The organism is Nocardia sp. NPDC001965, assembly GCF_053594175.1.
Map to the genome: position 1 here is coordinate 1 of NZ_JBSFDZ010000016.1, position 16,057 is coordinate 16,057.

The 16,057-nt window shown below is 67.5% G+C and carries 17 protein-coding genes; 11 read left to right on the forward strand and 6 right to left on the reverse strand.

The features are described from left to right. The first annotated feature begins 115 nt into the window (after positions 1 to 115). Complete coding sequence (locus ACWCPQ_RS21715; RefSeq protein WP_449901608.1) at positions 116 to 1,324, forward strand: FAD-dependent monooxygenase; 1,209 nt, start codon at positions 116 to 118, stop codon at positions 1,322 to 1,324. Between the two features lie 51 nt (positions 1,325 to 1,375). Here ACWCPQ_RS21715 and ACWCPQ_RS21720 read toward each other — a convergent pair whose 3' ends face one another. From ACWCPQ_RS21720 to ACWCPQ_RS21730, 3 genes are all read right to left on the reverse strand, one after another. Continuing rightward, positions 1,376 to 1,600: a hypothetical protein gene (locus ACWCPQ_RS21720; RefSeq protein ID WP_449901609.1), complete on the reverse strand. Its 225-nt coding sequence runs from the start codon at positions 1,598 to 1,600 to the stop codon at positions 1,376 to 1,378. A gap of 35 nt (positions 1,601 to 1,635) precedes the next feature. Next, positions 1,636 to 2,421, reverse strand: a complete 786-nt coding sequence (locus ACWCPQ_RS21725) for an HNH endonuclease family protein (protein WP_449901611.1) — start codon at positions 2,419 to 2,421, stop codon at positions 1,636 to 1,638. A 577-nt stretch (positions 2,422 to 2,998) separates the two neighbouring features. Beyond that, positions 2,999 to 3,679 carry a phosphate signaling complex PhoU family protein gene (locus ACWCPQ_RS21730; protein ID WP_449901614.1) on the reverse strand — a complete coding sequence of 227 codons (681 nt, stop codon included), beginning with the start codon at positions 3,677 to 3,679 and terminating at the stop codon, positions 2,999 to 3,001. A gap of 106 nt (positions 3,680 to 3,785) precedes the next feature. Between ACWCPQ_RS21730 and ACWCPQ_RS21735 the strand changes: the two genes are divergently transcribed. From ACWCPQ_RS21735 to ACWCPQ_RS21775, 9 genes are all read left to right on the forward strand, one after another. After that, positions 3,786 to 4,181 carry a nitroreductase/quinone reductase family protein gene (locus ACWCPQ_RS21735; RefSeq protein WP_449901617.1) on the forward strand — a complete coding sequence of 132 codons (396 nt, stop codon included), beginning with the start codon at positions 3,786 to 3,788 and terminating at the stop codon, positions 4,179 to 4,181. Positions 4,182 to 4,455: 274 nt separating this feature from the next. Beyond that, positions 4,456 to 5,337: an MlaE family ABC transporter permease gene (locus ACWCPQ_RS21740; protein ID WP_449901619.1), complete on the forward strand. Its 882-nt coding sequence runs from the start codon at positions 4,456 to 4,458 to the stop codon at positions 5,335 to 5,337. Further along, positions 5,337 to 6,203, forward strand: coding sequence for an MlaE family ABC transporter permease (locus ACWCPQ_RS21745; protein ID WP_449901622.1), 867 nt, complete (start codon positions 5,337 to 5,339; stop codon positions 6,201 to 6,203). The genes ACWCPQ_RS21740 and ACWCPQ_RS21745 overlap by 1 nt, the downstream gene beginning before the upstream one ends. A gap of 6 nt (positions 6,204 to 6,209) precedes the next feature. Beyond that, positions 6,210 to 7,214 (forward strand): MlaD family protein, encoded by a 1,005-nt coding sequence (locus ACWCPQ_RS21750; protein WP_449901624.1) that lies wholly within the window; start codon positions 6,210 to 6,212, stop codon positions 7,212 to 7,214. Beyond that, positions 7,211 to 8,215 (forward strand): MlaD family protein, encoded by a 1,005-nt coding sequence (locus tag ACWCPQ_RS21755; protein WP_449901627.1) that lies wholly within the window; start codon positions 7,211 to 7,213, stop codon positions 8,213 to 8,215. Before ACWCPQ_RS21750 ends, ACWCPQ_RS21755 begins: the two co-directional genes overlap by 4 nt. Next, entirely contained in the window at positions 8,203 to 9,258 is a 1,056-nt protein-coding gene (locus ACWCPQ_RS21760) for an MCE family protein (RefSeq protein ID WP_449901629.1), read from the forward strand. The genes ACWCPQ_RS21755 and ACWCPQ_RS21760 overlap by 13 nt, the downstream gene beginning before the upstream one ends. Then, entirely contained in the window at positions 9,258 to 10,358 is a 1,101-nt protein-coding gene (locus ACWCPQ_RS21765) for an MlaD family protein (protein ID WP_449901631.1), read from the forward strand. Before ACWCPQ_RS21760 ends, ACWCPQ_RS21765 begins: the two co-directional genes overlap by 1 nt. Further along, positions 10,355 to 11,422: an MlaD family protein gene (locus ACWCPQ_RS21770; protein WP_449901633.1), complete on the forward strand. Its 1,068-nt coding sequence runs from the start codon at positions 10,355 to 10,357 to the stop codon at positions 11,420 to 11,422. The genes ACWCPQ_RS21765 and ACWCPQ_RS21770 overlap by 4 nt, the downstream gene beginning before the upstream one ends. After that, positions 11,419 to 12,375: an MlaD family protein gene (locus tag ACWCPQ_RS21775; RefSeq protein ID WP_449901634.1), complete on the forward strand. Its 957-nt coding sequence runs from the start codon at positions 11,419 to 11,421 to the stop codon at positions 12,373 to 12,375. The genes ACWCPQ_RS21770 and ACWCPQ_RS21775 overlap by 4 nt, the downstream gene beginning before the upstream one ends. Positions 12,376 to 12,420: 45 nt before the next feature. On the opposite strand, the gene ACWCPQ_RS21780 is transcribed toward ACWCPQ_RS21775, so the two are convergent. The 3 genes from ACWCPQ_RS21780 to ACWCPQ_RS21790 all read right to left on the reverse strand — a co-directional run bounded on the left by ACWCPQ_RS21780 (position 12,421) and on the right by ACWCPQ_RS21790 (position 14,792). Next, complete coding sequence (locus tag ACWCPQ_RS21780; RefSeq protein ID WP_449901637.1) at positions 12,421 to 13,227, reverse strand: hypothetical protein; 807 nt, start codon at positions 13,225 to 13,227, stop codon at positions 12,421 to 12,423. Between the two features lie 81 nt (positions 13,228 to 13,308). Further along, the gene (locus ACWCPQ_RS21785) at positions 13,309 to 14,022 is read right to left on the reverse strand and encodes a VIT1/CCC1 transporter family protein (RefSeq protein WP_449901639.1); all 714 of its coding nucleotides are present in this window, start codon (positions 14,020 to 14,022) and stop codon (positions 13,309 to 13,311) included. A 65-nt stretch (positions 14,023 to 14,087) separates the two neighbouring features. Continuing rightward, the gene (locus tag ACWCPQ_RS21790; protein WP_449901642.1) at positions 14,088 to 14,792 is read right to left on the reverse strand and encodes a metal-dependent hydrolase; all 705 of its coding nucleotides are present in this window, start codon (positions 14,790 to 14,792) and stop codon (positions 14,088 to 14,090) included. Positions 14,793 to 15,286: 494 nt separating this feature from the next. Between ACWCPQ_RS21790 and ACWCPQ_RS21795 the strand changes: the two genes are divergently transcribed. After that, positions 15,287 to 15,832 carry an Rv3235 family protein gene (locus ACWCPQ_RS21795; protein WP_449901644.1) on the forward strand — a complete coding sequence of 182 codons (546 nt, stop codon included), beginning with the start codon at positions 15,287 to 15,289 and terminating at the stop codon, positions 15,830 to 15,832. Positions 15,833 to 16,057 lie beyond the last annotated feature (225 nt).

Consider the following 16,057-nt stretch of genomic DNA (forward strand, 5'->3'; position numbering starts at 1 on the left):
GCGGAACTGGATACCGTGCGCCGGCTGAGCGCCGAGGGGGCCCGGGTGCTGCTGGTGCTGAACGGCACCCACGCCCACAAGGACTGGCGGCTGGTAACTCCCGAGGAGTACTTCCATGCCCGGAATCGAAACCGCCCTGGTGATCGGCGGTGGAATCGCGGGGCCGGTGGCGGCCACCGCGCTGCGCAAAGCGGGAATCGACGCCCGCGTGTACGAGGCCTATCCGAATCCCGCGTACACGATCGGTAGCGGTCTGGCACTGGCCCCGAACGGTGTCGCCGCCCTGGACGTGATCGGCGCCGGGGACGCTGTACGCGATATCGCGGTCTCCGTGCCGCGGATGGCGCTGTCGGTCGGCGGCAAGCTGTTGTCCATGCCCACGCTGGGGGATCAGCCGCCGCTGCAACTGGTCGACCGCGGAGAGCTGCACCAGGTGCTGCACGACCGGGCACTGGCCGCCGGTGTGCCGGTCGAATTCGGTAAGCGGCTCGAATCCGCCGAGCAGACCCCCGACGGTGTGATCGCGAGGTTCACCGACGGTAGTACCGCCACCGCCGATGTGCTCATCGGTGCGGACGGCATCCGGTCGACGGTGCGGCAGTTGATCGATCCGGCGGCGCCGGGCCCGGAATTCACCGGAATGCTCGGCTTCGGCGCCACTGTCGACTGCCCGATCGATATCGAACCGGAGACGATCGTCTTCGCTTATGGCCGGCGGGCCTACTACCTGTACTGGCCGGTCGGTCCGGGCCGGATCGGCTGGGGTGTGAATCTGCCCAGCACGGAGTATCTCTCGCTCACCGAGGCACGCCGGGTGCCGGCCGAGCACTGGCTCGAGATCCTGCGCGAGACCTACGGTGACGACACCCCGGGCGGGCAGCTGGCCCGCGCGACCACCGCGGAGCAACTGGAAACCGTGGGTGCGCTGCACATCATGCCCCCGGTCCCGCAGTGGTACCGGGGGCGGATGGTGCTGGTGGGTGATTCGGTGCACGCTCCGTCGAACAGTTCCGGCCAGGGCGCGTCCCTCGCTGTCGAGAGTGCGATCGAACTGGCTCGGTGCCTGCGTGATATTCCGGACCCCACCTCGGCCTTCGCTGCTTACGAAGCGCTGCGCCGGGGCCGGGTGGAAGGTGTGGCCGCGCGTGCCGCGAAGATCAACCACAGCAAAACCCCCGGGCCCGTGGCGCGCAAGATCATGCAGTGGTTGATGCCCGTCCTGGCCCGCACGGTGATGAAACCGGAGAAGACGCTGGCCGACGAGCAGCGGTACCGGATCGACTGGGACGAGCCGGTCCGCAACGTCGTGGCGACGGTCCGGTAGGTACCCGGACGGCCCGGTGGCGAGGGTGTTCCTCGCCGCCGGGCCGTCGGTTCAGCATTCGAAGGGGACCGTATTGCCGGCGGCGTCGCGCGCGCCGATCCCTTTCGTTATCGCTTCGGCCAGCTCCGCACCGTTCTTCCAGGTGCGCGGCTCGTCGTCGTCCAGATTGCCGATGGTGTACCAGTCCTCGGTCTCCCGATAGCGAACGAGACCGAATCCCTCTGGATCGAGAGTGATGTCGAGATCGCCGGAGATGGTCCCGGCTTCCCGGGTCATCACCGCTGCCGCTTCGGGTAACTCGATGACTTCGGCTATTTGAACTCACCTCGTTTCACGCAGTCGTCCACCGCAGTGCGCAGCGCGGTCAGCTCCTCCTGATCCACACTCAGGCCGTACTTTATCTTGACCTGCACATAATGCGAGATATAGCCACACCGGAAACTGCCGGGCGGCAGGTAGTGCGCGGCATCCTGATCACCCTTGGACCGGTTGGCCGAGGGATCGGAGGCGATGAGGTTGAGCGCGTCGTTGGCGATCCGGCGCCGCGTATCGGTATCGAGATCTTTCGCGCCCGACCGCCAGGCCTCGGCGAGCGGAACGATGTGCTCGGCGTCGACGCTCTTGGCCTCGACGATGAACTTGTACGGCTTCAGCTTTCCGGTCTTGCTGTCCATGACGCCGTAGGCGTCCTGCCAGCCGCCGCCTTTGCCGATCTTCAGATCGCAGGTCTTGGGGTCGAGGGTGACGTCGCCGGTGGCATCGCGCAGCATCATCACCTCGCGGGTGGTGCATTTGCTGTATTGGGCGAATTCCGGACCGAAACCGTGTTCGGGCTCGTTGTTGTCCCAGTGCGGGAACTTCTCCCGGCTGTACCCGGCCATCCCGACCTCGGATTTCACCGGGAGATGGTCTAGGGCGGACTGTATTTCGGCGGCAGTGCCGGCGACGGATTTCGCGGCGCCGGCGGCGGGATCGGTCGCGGTGCTGCAACCTTGCAGGAGAAAGCCCGCGGCCAAGGTGATGGCGATCAGAACGGGGACGACGAGGGCGGCGAACTTACGTGCCGGGGTGGGCAGGGCAGACAGCAGCGAGTTCATCGCCGGACCTCCGCTGATCGATGGGCGATGGGCTCGACGCCCGGTGCGTATTGATTTTCTGTGCGCTTCAACGAAATTCCTTGCCGAGGTACCGGGATGTGCCGAGCGTCAAGCTACCGGCCGGTCAGCTAACCGAAAGCTACTGTCCGGTGTGAGATTCGGCATACCTGACCCGGAGTACCCGGTGAGCGCGCGGGGTACTCCTGTTCCGGAAGGGCGCCACCCCCGAGTCGCCGTGCCGGCGCCGACTCGGGGGTGGGCTTGTCACGAACGAGGGCGGTGTATCCCCGGCGCGAGTCGCGGGCCGGTTGTCCGGACCGGTGACCGCGACGCACCGCGGGGCTTGATGAGGGGGAGACCCGTGGTCGTTTCCGCACCGGGTGCGCTCGCTGTGACGTACTGGGGCCGGAGCGGATCCGGCCGGTCTGTCGGTATGAAGATGTGGATGGGTGTCCGGCAGGTGGCCTGTATCCCGACTCGGGGTGTACGCCGATCCGCCTTCAGGTGAAAAGCATAGGGAATTCCCATGATTGGGAGCGAACCGGCCCGGCGGAGGCGCCGTGGGCTCGGTCGGGCTTCATTCCGCGATCTCGGCGGCCGCCTCGTCGTCGGAGAGCGCCTGGGCGGTGGGCGGGACCCCGGTGTCCAGGAAATGGATCAATCGCTCGATCCGATCGGTGTGGTCCAGGGTGCGCGACAACTTGTGGCCGATCAGGGCGAGGGTTATCGCGGTTTCGGTATCGGTCCCCGCGGTCGCCGACAGCGCGTTGTGCAGTCTCCGGTCCAGGGCCCGCATCTCCGCCGCGCCGGTGTCCTCGGCGGGGGTGTGCCGACCACGGGTGACGGCGTGCTGGGCACGGAAAGTGCATTCGGCGGTGAGGCCGGCCATCTGTGCCAGCACCTCGAGTACGGGCGGCGGGGCGATCGGGTCGGGATGGGTTCGGTACACCTGATCTGCCACCCGGCTGAACAGCCGGCCGATCCGGGACAGCTCACCGGCGATCTGGATCGCGGTCACCACATGCCGTAGATCGCGGGCGACCGGCGCCTGTAGCGCGAGCAGGACGACGGTGCGCGCCTCGCAGGCGCCGAACATCGTCTGCAGGCGCTCGTCGAGAGCGAAGACCTCGTAGGTCGCGGTGAGGTCGGCCCCGACGACGGCATCGGTCACACGTTCGGCCGCTTCGTGGGTGATGCGGCACATCTGCGTCAGATCCGCGGTCAGCGCGACGAGCTCGTTGGTGAACTGAGTTCGCACGGGGAAATTGTCACCCATCGCCCGCGCTCCGGTCGAATGATCCGAAGATCCGTTCGGCCGGTCGTATTACGGGCATGCCGGAGCAGGTCGGTGTTACCGTCGCCACATGAGAGATATGCGGCGTATGAAACATCGCATTGTCACCACTTTCCAGCGGCATGTGGTCAATCCGCTGAATCGGAAACGTCCGGCGCAGCAGCTGTTGGAGACCACGGGGCGGGTCAGCGGAGTGCCCCGCGTCGTACCGGTCGGTGGCCGGCTGGCCGGGAACGAGTTCTGGTTCGTCTCCGAGTTCGGTGACCGTTCGGACTATGTGCGCAATATTCGCGCGGACGGCCGGGTCCGGGTGCGATTGCGCGGCGAATGGCATCCCGGGACCGCGTACTTGTTGCCCGATGACGACGCGGTGGCCAGGCTGGCTTCGCTACCGCGTGGCAACAGCGCGGTGGTGCGTGTGATGGGTACCGATCTGCTGACGATTCGTGTCGATCTGGACGCGTGAGATCGTCCGGGGGAATTCGTGTGGACCGCACCGGATAATTCGATGAAACATGTTCCAATTCTTTGAGGGTTATGCCGGTGACGCCTCGCACGATTTCCGGAAATTGATGCGCGGTCGCCATATTTCGTGGCCACTGTCACACCGTCGCGGATTTGTCCGTCACCGTGCGTAACGATTAGCTTCCTCTCCGTTGGCATCGATGCCGGACCGGAGAGATCACACGCATGAATTTCGCAACAATCCGTCCCGCGAGAGCGGTACCTGGATCTCGGCCATGAACTCCGAGCGCCGTCCCGCGGCGATCGATTCCGTGGCGAATTCCGACCGGATACCGCGAAATCCGTCCGCCCGAGAAATCGTCGGTCAGAATTTCTCGGGGACCGTCGTATCCTCGCTGCGCACATTCGGCCGCGCGGTCGGGATGGCCCGGGAGTCGGTCGGCGGCACGGCATCGGATCTGGTGCGCGGCCGGTTCCAGTGGCAGGAGATGCTGGTCCAGGCCTGGCGGCTGGTCACCGTCACCGCCTTTCCCGCGATTCTGATGGCGATTCCGTTCGGGGTGATCGTCTCGGTGCAGGTCGGCAATCTCATCCACAATCTCGGAGCCGACTCGCTACTCGGCGCCACCGGCGGCCTCGGTGTCATCAAACAGGGCGCGCCCATGGCCACCGGCTTCCTGCTCGGCGGGGCGGGAGCGGCCGCGATCGCCGCCGACCTCGGCGCTCGCACCATCCGTGAGGAGATCGACGCCCTGCACACCATGGGCATCAGCCCGGTGCACCGGCTGGTGATCCCCCGGATGGTGGCGATGCTGCTGGTCGCGCCGCTCCTCAATATCCTGGTGATCTTCGTCGGGGTCATCGCCGGATACCTCGTCGCGATCGGCGGGCAAGGCGTCACACCCGGGTCCTACTGGGCGACCTTCGGTTCCTTCACCACCGCCGCCGATGTCTGGGTATCGCTGCTCAAAGCACTCATCTTCGGCTTCCTGGTGGTGATCATCGCCTGCCAGCGCGGCCTGGAGGCCAAAGGCGGTCCGCGCGGTGTCGCCGACGCGGTGAACGCCGCGGTGGTGCTCTCGGTGGTGTCGATCGTGATCGTCAATCTGGCGATGACCCAGGTGACCGCGATGTTCCTGCCCACCAGGCTGGCGTGATGGCGGCGACCTCCTACGCCCCGAAGGGGCTCGGTTTCCTCGCGCGCTACTTCCGGCGCGGAAGTCGCATCGTCGGCGCAGTGGATTCGCTGGGTTTCGTGGTGGTCTTCTGCTGGCAGGTGCTGTCCTCGATACCGCTGGCGTTGCGGCGGTATCGAGCCGAGACCCTGCGGATCATCACCGATATGACCTGGGGCCGGGGTTCGGTCATCGTCGGCGGCGGGACCGTGCCCATGATGATCGTGCTGGGGCTGGTGATCGGCGCCTCGATCGGCGTGGAATCGTTCGCCACGCTGGACATGCTGGGGATGGGCCCGGTCACCGGTATCGTCTCCGCGTTCGCGACCACACGCGAATTGGCGCCCATCGCGGCCGCGGTGGGGTTCGCCGCGCAGGCGGGCTGCCGGATCACCGCGGAGATCGGTTCCATGCGGATCTCCGAGGAGATCGACGCGATCGAGGCGCTGGGCCTGCGGTCGGTGCCCTTCGTGGTGACCACCCGCGTCATCGCCGGGGCGATCGCCATCGTGCCGACCTTCCTGATCGCGCTCATCGGTTCGTATTTCGCCTGCCGCGGATTGATCACCCTGGTGCACGGCCAGTCCGCCGGGGTCTACGACCACTACTTCTTCCAGTTCATCGCGGGATTCGACATCGTCGCGGCCACAGTCAAGGTCGCGGTCTTCGGCACCGTGGTGATCTGCGTGCACAGCTACTACGGCTTCTTCGCCACCGGCGGACCCGAGGGCGTCGGAATCGCCTCGGGTCGCGCTGTCCGGGCCAGTTTCGTCGCCATCATCGCCATCGACATGGTGCTGACCCTCGTGCTGTGGGGTTTCGACTCGGCGATCAGCTTCACGGGATAGGGAAAGATGCCGAAGTACGGAATGCCCGGGGTCGCCGCCGATCCGCGCAGTGCGCGCCGGATCGGGGTACTCGTGGTCGCGGCACTGGCAGTGCTCACCCTGGCCGGTTACGGGTACCGGGAGCTCACCTCGGACGACGGATTGCGGATCGCGCTGCGGACCGAGCAGATCGGTGACGGTGTCGTGGCCGGCACCCTGGTGCGTATCGACGGCGTCCAGGTCGGCTCGGTCACCGATATCGCGCCCGCCGGGCGGGGCACCCAGGAGATCGCGCTCGCGCTGGACCCGCGCCGGTTGCACGGGATCGACGACAGCATGCTGGTGGACTACGCGCCGGCCAATCTGTTCGGGATCAGCGAGATCGAGCTGCGACCCGGAGCAGGTGGCGCGCCGCTGGAATCGGGTGCGGTGGTCGATCTGACCGGGCGCCGGGCCGCCGATGTGTACGACGCGACCATGGGCGCGCTGCTGCGCAGCCTCTCGCAGACCGGCGATACGGTCTTCACTCCCGATATGGCCATGGTCATCTCGCAGGCGGCCGCCGATGTGAAGGCGTTCACGCCGCTGGCGGAGGCGCTGATCACCGCCGGCCGGGTCATCGCCGACCACCAGTCGATGCCCGCGAACGAATTGGTCGGGCGGCTGGGTCCGGCCTTCGAAGGCGGCGGTCAGTTCGCCGGTGCCACCATCGAGGTGCTCGACCAGATCGTGGATATCGATGTCCTGCGCAACGACCGCGCCGACTACGACGCGGGCGTGAAGGCGCTCACCGGCGATATCCTGCCGTCCCTGGCCGCCACCGCCCACAGCGCCGGCCAGTTGTCCGGGTACACCGATTCGCTCGCACCCACCTTGAACCTGCTGGCACTGGCGGTGCCCGATCCGCAGCAGTCCGCCGCCGACCTGCGCACCCTGCTCACCCGGCTCGGACTGGCATTCAAGGAAGGCCCCGACGGCCCGGTCCTCGATATGGATGTCGAGCTGGGTGGCACCGCGGGAGGGGGGCGATGACCGCGCGGCGTGCCGCCTGGCGACTGGCCCTGTTCGCGGGCGTGATGGCACTGGTGCTCGCCCTGGTGATCGGCGCCATCGAACGACCCGTCGACGGCGAAACCGAGACCCACCACGCGTTGTTCACCGATGCCAACGGACTCAAGGCCGGTGACGACGTGCGGATGTTCGGCGTTCAGGTCGGCAAGGTCGAGGCCGTGACGCTGGCGGGGGACAAGGCGAACGTCCGGCTCACCGTCACCACCGATACCCCGGTCTACGACAACAGCACCCTGGCCATCCGCTACCAGAACCTCACCGGCCAGCGCTATATCGATCTCCAGCAGCAGCCGAATCCCGGTGCCCGGCTGGCCGGCGGCGCGACGGTAGGCCCGGAGCAGACCGTCCCGTCGTTCGATGTGACCAGTCTGTTCAACGGTCTGCAGCCGGTCCTCGCGACATTGTCGCCGGCGGCCGTCAATCAGCTGACCGAGAGCCTGCTCGCGGTGATCGAGGGCGACGGCGCCGGAATCGGGCCCGCCCTGGACGCCATCGGCACGCTCAGCGAATACGTGGGCGACCGGCAGCAGGTGATCGGCACGCTGGTCCGGAACATGTCCGACCTGTCCGAGCGAGTGGGCGGGCGGCTGTACCATCTGGTGCCGTTGCTGGCCCGGCTCACCGATATCTTCCAGGCGCTGCAGCGCAATGTCGGCGGGCTCGCCGATTTCGCGATGAGCGCCCCGTCGGTCCTGGAACCGGTGGATCGCCTGCTGGCCGCGGCGGGGCTGAACCCGGAAGCGGGCCCCGATATCGACGCCATGATCCGGAATCTCTTCCCCGACCCGCAACAGGCTGTCGAGGTGTTCGGCCGGTTGCCCGGGCTGCTCGCGGCCGTCGACACCTCGTTCCCGCGGACCGTGGCGGGATTCCGGCCGGAGTGCAGTAAGGGCACGGCCGAGGTCCCCGCCCCGGTGCGGGTACTGATCGGCGGACAGCGGGTGGCGATATGCAACGGATGACCTCCGCGAAATGGACGGCGGCGCTGGGCCGCTGGTTCGACCGCGACCAGCCGATCACCGACGAACCGACGAAACAGCGCAAACAGTTGCGGCTGGGGATCATCGGCGTCTGCGCGGTGGCGGCGCTGGCCGTCGCGGTCGGCGCGCTGTACGTGGTGCCGCTGGGGAAGCGGACCTATACCGCCGAACTCAGCGAGGCGCAGTCGGTGAAACCCGGTGACGATATCCGGCTGGCCGGTGTGCCGGTCGGTGAAGTGAAATCCCTCGAGCTGGAACCGGACCGGGTGACCATGCGGTTCACCGTCGATCGCGATGTTTTCGTCGGGGACCGCAGCTCCCTCGATATCCGGATGCTGACGCTGGTCGGCGGCCACTATGTGGCGCTGTTCCCGGCGGGCAGCGAAGAACTGGGTGATACGCCGATCCCCGCCGACCGGGTGCGACTGCCCTACAGCCTGATGGAAACCTTCCAGGACGCCACCACCCCACTGCGGGAAACCGACGGCGACACCCTGCGGCGCAATCTCGCCGCACTCGACACCTCCATCGATGCCGCGCCGGAATCGCTGCGCAGCGTGCTGGATACGGTCGGCAGTTATCTGGACGCGATCGAACGCCAGCGCACCCAGGTCTCCGATGCCATCGCCACCGCCGACGAGTACGTCACGATGTACGACGGCGCGAAAACCGATCTGGGCCGGTTGATGGACAACGTCAACCTGATGGAGACGGTGCTGCTGGACAAACGCGCCGAACTGAAGCAGGCCCTGGCGCTGTTGAGTTCGGTGGTGCAGCGGGTCGCCGCGCTCGCTCCGGCCTGGGACGACACCCTGCGCCCGCAGGTCCGGCAACTCGCCGACGCGCTGCCGCGACTGCAGGAATACGGGGACGGGCTGGAGCCGATGATCGTGTCGGCGCAGAGCCTGAGCACGAAACTACGCGAACTGGTGGGTCCGGACGGTGGGGTGCGGATCGACCGGTCGGGGACCACGGTGACCGCTCCCGGCGCCGTCTGTGTTCCGCTGCCCGGGAAGGCGTGCTGATGCTGAAGAAGATTCTCGGCTCGCCGGGACTCATGTCGATCGCCGCAGCGGTGGTACTGGTCCTCGCCGTGACCGCGGCGTATGTGATCGCGTTCGAACCGCTGAAGCAGACGCGCGCGTATTGCGCGATCATGCCGGACAGTATCGGTCTCTATCAGGGCAATCAGGTGTCGATGCGGGGTATCGCCGTGGGAACGGTGACCGGTATCGCCCCCGAGGGCGCGAAGGTGCGCGTGGATTTCGAGGTCGACGCCGACCATCCGCTCTACGCCGATTCGGGTGCCACCACGGTGAGCAACACGGTGGTCGCCGACCGGGAACTCGCGGTGCTGTCCAGTGGGAAGTCCACGGCGGAATGGGATCCGGGGCAGTGCGTGACCAAAACCCTGACGCCCAAGAGCCTGACCCAGACTGTCACCGCGCTGGCGGAGTTGTCCGATCAGATCGGCGGTACCCCGGACCGGCCGAACGCGCTCGCGGGTGGACTCGACGCGCTCGACGCGGCCTCCTCCGGTACCGGGCCGCAGATCAATCACCTGATCGACCAACTCGGCCGGGTCCTGGAATCACCGGATGCCGATATCGCCCATCTGGCCGGGATCTTCGACGCCTATGCCTCGGTGTCCAACAAGGTGGCCGAGCACTGGGGCGACCTGAAACTGATGCTGACCCGGCTCGCGCCGACGCTGAACCAGGCGCACAGCGAACTGCTCACCCCGGGTATCGCGTTGTTCGACGGCCTGCGCGAGATCCTGCCGGTGCTCAACGATCTCACCGTCATCCTGTCCGATCCGCTGATGGGGACCTTGGACAACCTGGTGCCCATGGTGAAACTGCTGCGCGCGAACGTGGGATCGCTGACCGATATCGTGCGTACCACCCCGGTGCTGGTCTCGGCGTTCCGGACGGTTACCGATCCGGCGTCCGGCGCGCCCGGGCTCACCTACGCGCCACCCCGGCTGGCGATCCCGCAGGCCGACGCCGAACAGGTGTGCGCGGCGGTGAACACGGTATCGCCCGGCCGCTGCGCCGGTGCGGCGAACGGCATGATCGATCTGGATCTGACGCAGCTGGTGCTGGGATCGGTGGGTACTCGATGACCGCGCGGATCACCGTGGACCTCGGCCGGTTGCGGCGCGGGCTGGCCGCCTGCGGACTGGTCGCGGCGCTGGGCATCTCCGGATGCGCGTTCGACCCGTCCGACATTCCGGTACCGGGCGCGACTGTCGCCGGGGACAGTTACCGGTTGCGGATCGAGTTCACCGATGTGCTGAACCTCCCGGCCCGCGCGAAGGTGATCGCCAACGGCGCCCAGGTCGGCAATGTGGACCAGGTCGAGGTCGTTCCCGGCGACGCCGCGGGTCCGGGGTATGTGGTCGTGGATATCGAAGTCCAGGATTCGGTCGAACTACCCGCGACCACCGTCGCCGAACTCCGGCAGAACACCGTCCTCGGCGATATCCACATCGCGTTGACCACCCCGCCCGACGGCTACGACACGCTGCTGCATCCGGGCGACACCATCACCCGGGACCGCACCCGGCCGCCGGTGCAACTCGAGGACACCATGGCCGCGATCGCGTTGTTCGTGAACAGCGGATCGGTGGGGCAGCTGCAGGACATCGTGAATCGCGTCAATTCGGTGCTACCCCAGGATCCGGCCGAGACGAAGCGGATCGCGCAGGTCCTGGCGACCGATACCGTCGATCTGGCGGCGCATCTGGACCAGGTCGACCTCCTGCTGAACGGAGTCGCGTCGAACGCCGAGGTGATGCACGGAATCCAGGACGAGCTGGACAATATCCTGCGACCCGAATCCGTTCAGCAGATGAACGCCGCCACCGAATCCATCGCCGGGGTGACCGAGATCTTCGGCGGACTGGGGCCGGTCGGTGGATCGCTGTCCTGGCTCGCGCCCGTCGCCCGGTCCGGTGGAGCCGCCGCGGCCGCGCTGATCCCGCTGGTGACCGGGGGACCGCTCGATCTTCGGCAACCGTCGAATCTGAACCTGCTGGTAGCGCTGTTGCGGGACAAGATCGTGCCGTTCGTGGAGAACGGACCCCGGGTGAACGTTCGCTCCGTACACGCCGGCGACCCACTGTCCACCGACGATCAGGTGAACCGGATCATCGAGACCCTGCGCATGATCGGAGCCGTGCGATGAAGATCGGTCCACTGGCATCGCTGGGCGGTATCGCGGCCATCACCGTGCTCGGCGCGAGCTATCTGACCTTCGGTGTGGTGCGGGCCGACCCCTTCGCGGACTACCTGAACGCTTCCCTGGTGCTCGACGACTCCGGCGGTCTCGGCGTGGGTTCGCCGGTGCTGCTCACCGGTATCGAGGTGGGCCGGGTGACCTCGGTGGACCGCGTCGCCGACGGCGTGGAAGTCGGCTTCCGGGTAGGTGATTCGCATCCGCTGCCCACCGACAGCGTCGTCACCGTCGAACATCTGTCCGCGCTGGGTGAGCCGTATGTGCAGTTCGTCCCCAAGACCGGGGCCGGCCCCTATATCCGCGACGGCCAGCGGCTGGAATCCGAGGACATCCACAGTCCGCTGTCCATTCCGGAAGCGGCGCGAATGGTCACCCGGACCATGAACCAGCTCGACCCGGCCACCATGGGATCGCTGGTACGGACATTGCGCGACGCCCTGCACGGCACCGACGCCGCCCTCCCCGAACTCACCCGCGCCGCCGATCTGCTCGCCGCGACGATCATGTCCCGGGAACCGCGGATCGCCGAACTGCTCGACAATTTCGAGACCGCCGCCGCCGACAGCGACTGGTCGGGCCCGGCCACCTCGGCCGCGGCCACCGAATTCACCCGCTTCGCCGAAGTACTCGACGATTTCGTCGAGGCGGTCGGCAGGTTCACCGGCGCCGAGGGGTCGCCGGAAATGTACCTGAACGACGGCGGCCTGGTACCGCTGCTCCAGCGGCTGCGGGAGTTCCTCGACGAGGCCGGGCCGGAACTGGCCGCACTGCAACCGGGGCTCGTGCCGCTCACCGACGCGCTGAGCGGTTCCGCGCAGCAACTCGATATCGGCAGCCTCATCGGCCAGGCGTTGCAGAGCACCACCGACGATTCGGTCCGGCTGCGGGTGGGCGTGAAATAGGTAAGGGTCGACCTCCGTGGCCGCCCGATCGACGATTCGTCGTGTTCAGGACTGTTCGGGCCGGTCGGTATCCGCGCGGTCGAGGATGGCCTGGGCCTGGCTGTCGATATCGCCGAGGGCCGAGATCAGGTCCAGCGCACCCAATTCGAACGGTGTTTCCTCGGCCATCTGTCGCAGTTCGGCGAGTACCGCGTCGATATCGTCCTCGGCCGCCGGGCGCCGTCTCGGGTCCGGTGCGTCGACCGGCTGCCAGGCGATGGCCTGCTGCCACCACGGATCACCGGTGGCCCAGGCCCAGATCGTTTTGCGCACCAGGGTCGAATCGTCGGTGTAGAGCTGGAAGAACGCGTCGAGATCGCGATGCTCCATTTCGAATATCTCCTCCGGTAGCCGGCGCGCGCGGATATGGCACATGGGGGCGCGGATCACCTTCAGCGCCGGGTCGCGCGGGTCCGGGGGAGTTTCCAGGATTTCGTCGAGAATGCTCTCGGTGAGATAAGGGAGCCGGAAATCTCCCGTGGTCACCGGAACCCGGGCGGCTCCCCGCGGGTTGTACAGGCGGCGGGTGGCGACGTCCAGCACGGCCAAGTCGCGGTCCGCGGTGAGGGCCAGCAGCGCGCGCAGGCAGTCGAACCGATCGTCGACGGTGGCCTCCAGCAGTGCCCCGCGCGCGTCGGGGCGCCGGTACACCCGCAATCCGGTCCCGGAGCGGTGGATCAGTGTGCACACGACTCCCACCGGCTGCGCGGGCGGAGTCGGTTCGGGTGCACCGGCCAGGGACTGGTAACGCTCGTATGCCTGTGCGGCCGATTCGATCCCGGCCGCGGGCATTACGGCGAAAAGAGAACTCACCCGCCAAGTACAGCAAAATATGCGACTCGGCGCTGGTTCACTTCATAAGAATGTTGCTCCGGCAACAGAATTCGTGACAGATCAGATTCCGGCGACGTCCGCGAACTGACCGATCCCATACGTGACGGCCATTGCCAGGGCACCGCCGATCACCACCCGGGCCATCGCCCGCGGCCTGCTGCTGCCACCGAGCCCGGCACTGATCGAACCGGTGAGTGCCAGAGCGAGCAGGACCGCGATCATGGTCACCGGGATCCGTGCCGATGTCGGCGGCAGCAGGATCGCGAGCAGCGGCAGCAGCGCGCCGACGGTGAAGGAGATCGCCGAGGACAGCGCGGCATGCCAGGGATTGGTCAGTTCGTCGGGGTTCAGGCCCAGTTCGGCCTCGGCGTGCGCAGCGAACGCGTCGTAGGCCGTGAGCTCCTCGGCCACCTTGAGCGCGGTTTCGGCCGACAGACCCTTGGCGTGATAGATCGCGGTGAGTTCGTTCAGTTCGTCGTCCGGGTCCTGCTCGAGCTCCCGGCTCTCCTGCTCGAGCAGCGCTCGTTCGGTATCCCGCTGGGTGCTGACCGAGACGTATTCGCCGACCGCCATGGAGATGGCGCCCGCGCTGATCCCCGCGATCCCCGCGGTGAGGATCACGTCGGTATCCGACGCCGCGGCCGCGACCCCGACGACGAGTCCCGCGGTGGAGACGATCCCGTCGTTGGCGCCCAGCACCCCGGCCCGCAGCCAATTGAGCTTCGCCGCCAACCCGGTCTGCGGGAGGTACTTTTCCTCCGCTGCCTCGGTCATAGCCGCACCCTATGTGAACAATCGCAGGTGCGGACAGGCTTCCTGCTCGTGTGTTCCCACATGATCTAGTTGGGAACCGCGTAGACGTACAGCAGGCCGATGGTGACCAGGCCCATCAGCGGGGTCAGCACCCAGGTCTCCACCTTGTTCCCCGTCCGGGAGATGATCGGCAGCGTCAGCTTGGGCTTCAGCGGCCACAGCAGCGGGCAGCCCCGGTCGGTCAGGCAGTCGCCGACGATATGGATGAGTGCGCCCAGCCCGATCGCGAACGGTAGCCAGTAGGGCGAATCCGGTAGCCAGCGGTCCATCAGGACGGTTCCCGCGCCGGCCAGCAGGATGCACAGACCGTAGGCCCGGAGCGAATCGCCTTTCGGCGTCAGGTGCAGTGCCCGCAACCCGAAGGCGAGCATCACGAAGACCACGCCCAGCGTGAAGTACCGGCCCAGATAGTGCACCCCGGCCCAGGTCGCCCAGCCGGCGAGTAGGACGAACAGCAGGCCGTGCGTTCCCTTACGGTGCCCGCCGGATACGGCCGAGACCCCTTTCGCGAGTGTATTGCTCACCGGCCCCAGTGATTGCGCGATCGTGCTGTTGGGATGGTCGATATCGGGAAGCAGCGCGGCCCCCGCCGTGATGAACGCCCCCAGCACGAGTTCCAGCGCACTGATCTGCACGGGACCCTGGATGAACTCCAGCACGGTCGGCGGGACGATGGTGGCAGCGGTGACGAACGCAAGGGCACCACTGGTGGCGTGGGAATGGCCGAGCACTGACTCTCCCGATATCTGAAAAGCGGACGAACGGTAACGGTCAAAGTTAGCAATCGATCCCGACAGGCCCGATCTCGTCGGTCGCGGCCACGACTCGCCGACTGCGCTCTCCTGCTGGGACACGCCGTGCCGACCGGCGTTCCGGTGTGAGATCCGAACGTCGTCTGTACTGCCGTGCGCCGAGGTGCGATGCTGACCCGGTCGGATTGTCGTGGGGGCGGTCCGCTTCTTCGAGGGGGGCTTCGAAAATGGTTGATTTCCGGCCTGTTCTGCATCGAGCACCGGCGTACGAGCCACGGGTGCTCCGGACGTGCGCGCGAGGCTGCGCGGTGTCGCCGGGTACGCGCGGGCACCGCGACGGCCGTGCGCGATCCGATACCGGCGCCGCGGCGGCGGCCCTGCCGCCTCCGGATCCCGGGAAACCGGTTCACGCGGCGGCGCGGAGCGAGCAACCGGCACTGCCGGATCCTTCCCGCACCCCGGCTGAGGGTGGCGTGGCGGTGCAGGTGGAAGCCGGCGAAACCGTCGAGCCGGAAAGGGGAGATCCGGTCCACACCCCCGATCCGGCGCACAGCGGTCCGCACCGGGCCGGATCCACCCTGGCAACGGCCTGCGCCGTCCGCCCGGACCGGAAAGCGCTCCGGCGCAACCACAGTGCCCCGGCCGGGCTCCGGCGGGCCCAGCGCGCGGGGCGCACCGCGGCCCGCCGTCCGGAGCCCGCGGGTGCCCGCGCCTTCGCCACGACAGCGGTCCGGATCCTGCTCGAAGTGCTGGATCGCCGCCGTCCGGTCGCGCAGTTGAACGCCCTGTGTACACCCGCCCTGGTGTGCGCGGTCGGCTCCCTGGTGGCGGGCGATCACGTTCCCGGCCGGGCGCTCGGTTCGGCCGTGCCCGGTCCCGTGCGGTTGTTCCAGGTCGAGGAGTGGGGAGCGGAACTGGTGGCCACCTACCAGCGGGGCTCGCGGCGGCTCGTGGTCGCGGGACGTATCGAACGCGGCCCCGCGGCACCCTGGAGGATGACCGCGCTGCGCGTTATGTGAACCACACCGGCCGCACCCACCGTGACCTGTGTATCGGGCCGAGTATCCGGTCGATTCGACGGCCTGGGTATCGGATGCGGATCGGCCACCGGGCGATCGCGAGAGCAGGATCTCGCGCAGGCCGGGCGCCCGCGAGGGCGGAACTGCGGAGAGCGTCCACTCGATCTCGGGTCGCCGTCGGCCGATCGCGGTGAAACCGGGTGCGTTCCGCGGATATCTCGGGCA

Coding starts and splice junctions, on each gene's coding strand:
- ACWCPQ_RS21715 (WP_449901608.1), top strand. CDS start 116: ATGCCCGGAATCGAAACCGCCCTGGTGATCGGCGGTGGAATCGCGGGG.
- ACWCPQ_RS21720 (WP_449901609.1), bottom strand. CDS start 1,600: ATGACCCGGGAAGCCGGGACCATCTCCGGCGATCTCGACATCACTCTC.
- ACWCPQ_RS21725 (WP_449901611.1), bottom strand. CDS start 2,421: ATGAACTCGCTGCTGTCTGCCCTGCCCACCCCGGCACGTAAGTTCGCC.
- ACWCPQ_RS21735 (WP_449901617.1), top strand. CDS start 3,786: ATGAGAGATATGCGGCGTATGAAACATCGCATTGTCACCACTTTCCAG.
- ACWCPQ_RS21740 (WP_449901619.1), top strand. CDS start 4,456: ATGAACTCCGAGCGCCGTCCCGCGGCGATCGATTCCGTGGCGAATTCC.
- ACWCPQ_RS21745 (WP_449901622.1), top strand. CDS start 5,337: ATGGCGGCGACCTCCTACGCCCCGAAGGGGCTCGGTTTCCTCGCGCGC.
- ACWCPQ_RS21750 (WP_449901624.1), top strand. CDS start 6,210: ATGCCGAAGTACGGAATGCCCGGGGTCGCCGCCGATCCGCGCAGTGCG.
- ACWCPQ_RS21755 (WP_449901627.1), top strand. CDS start 7,211: ATGACCGCGCGGCGTGCCGCCTGGCGACTGGCCCTGTTCGCGGGCGTG.
- ACWCPQ_RS21760 (WP_449901629.1), top strand. CDS start 8,203: ATGCAACGGATGACCTCCGCGAAATGGACGGCGGCGCTGGGCCGCTGG.
- ACWCPQ_RS21765 (WP_449901631.1), top strand. CDS start 9,258: ATGCTGAAGAAGATTCTCGGCTCGCCGGGACTCATGTCGATCGCCGCA.
- ACWCPQ_RS21770 (WP_449901633.1), top strand. CDS start 10,355: ATGACCGCGCGGATCACCGTGGACCTCGGCCGGTTGCGGCGCGGGCTG.
- ACWCPQ_RS21775 (WP_449901634.1), top strand. CDS start 11,419: ATGAAGATCGGTCCACTGGCATCGCTGGGCGGTATCGCGGCCATCACC.
- ACWCPQ_RS21785 (WP_449901639.1), bottom strand. CDS start 14,022: ATGACCGAGGCAGCGGAGGAAAAGTACCTCCCGCAGACCGGGTTGGCG.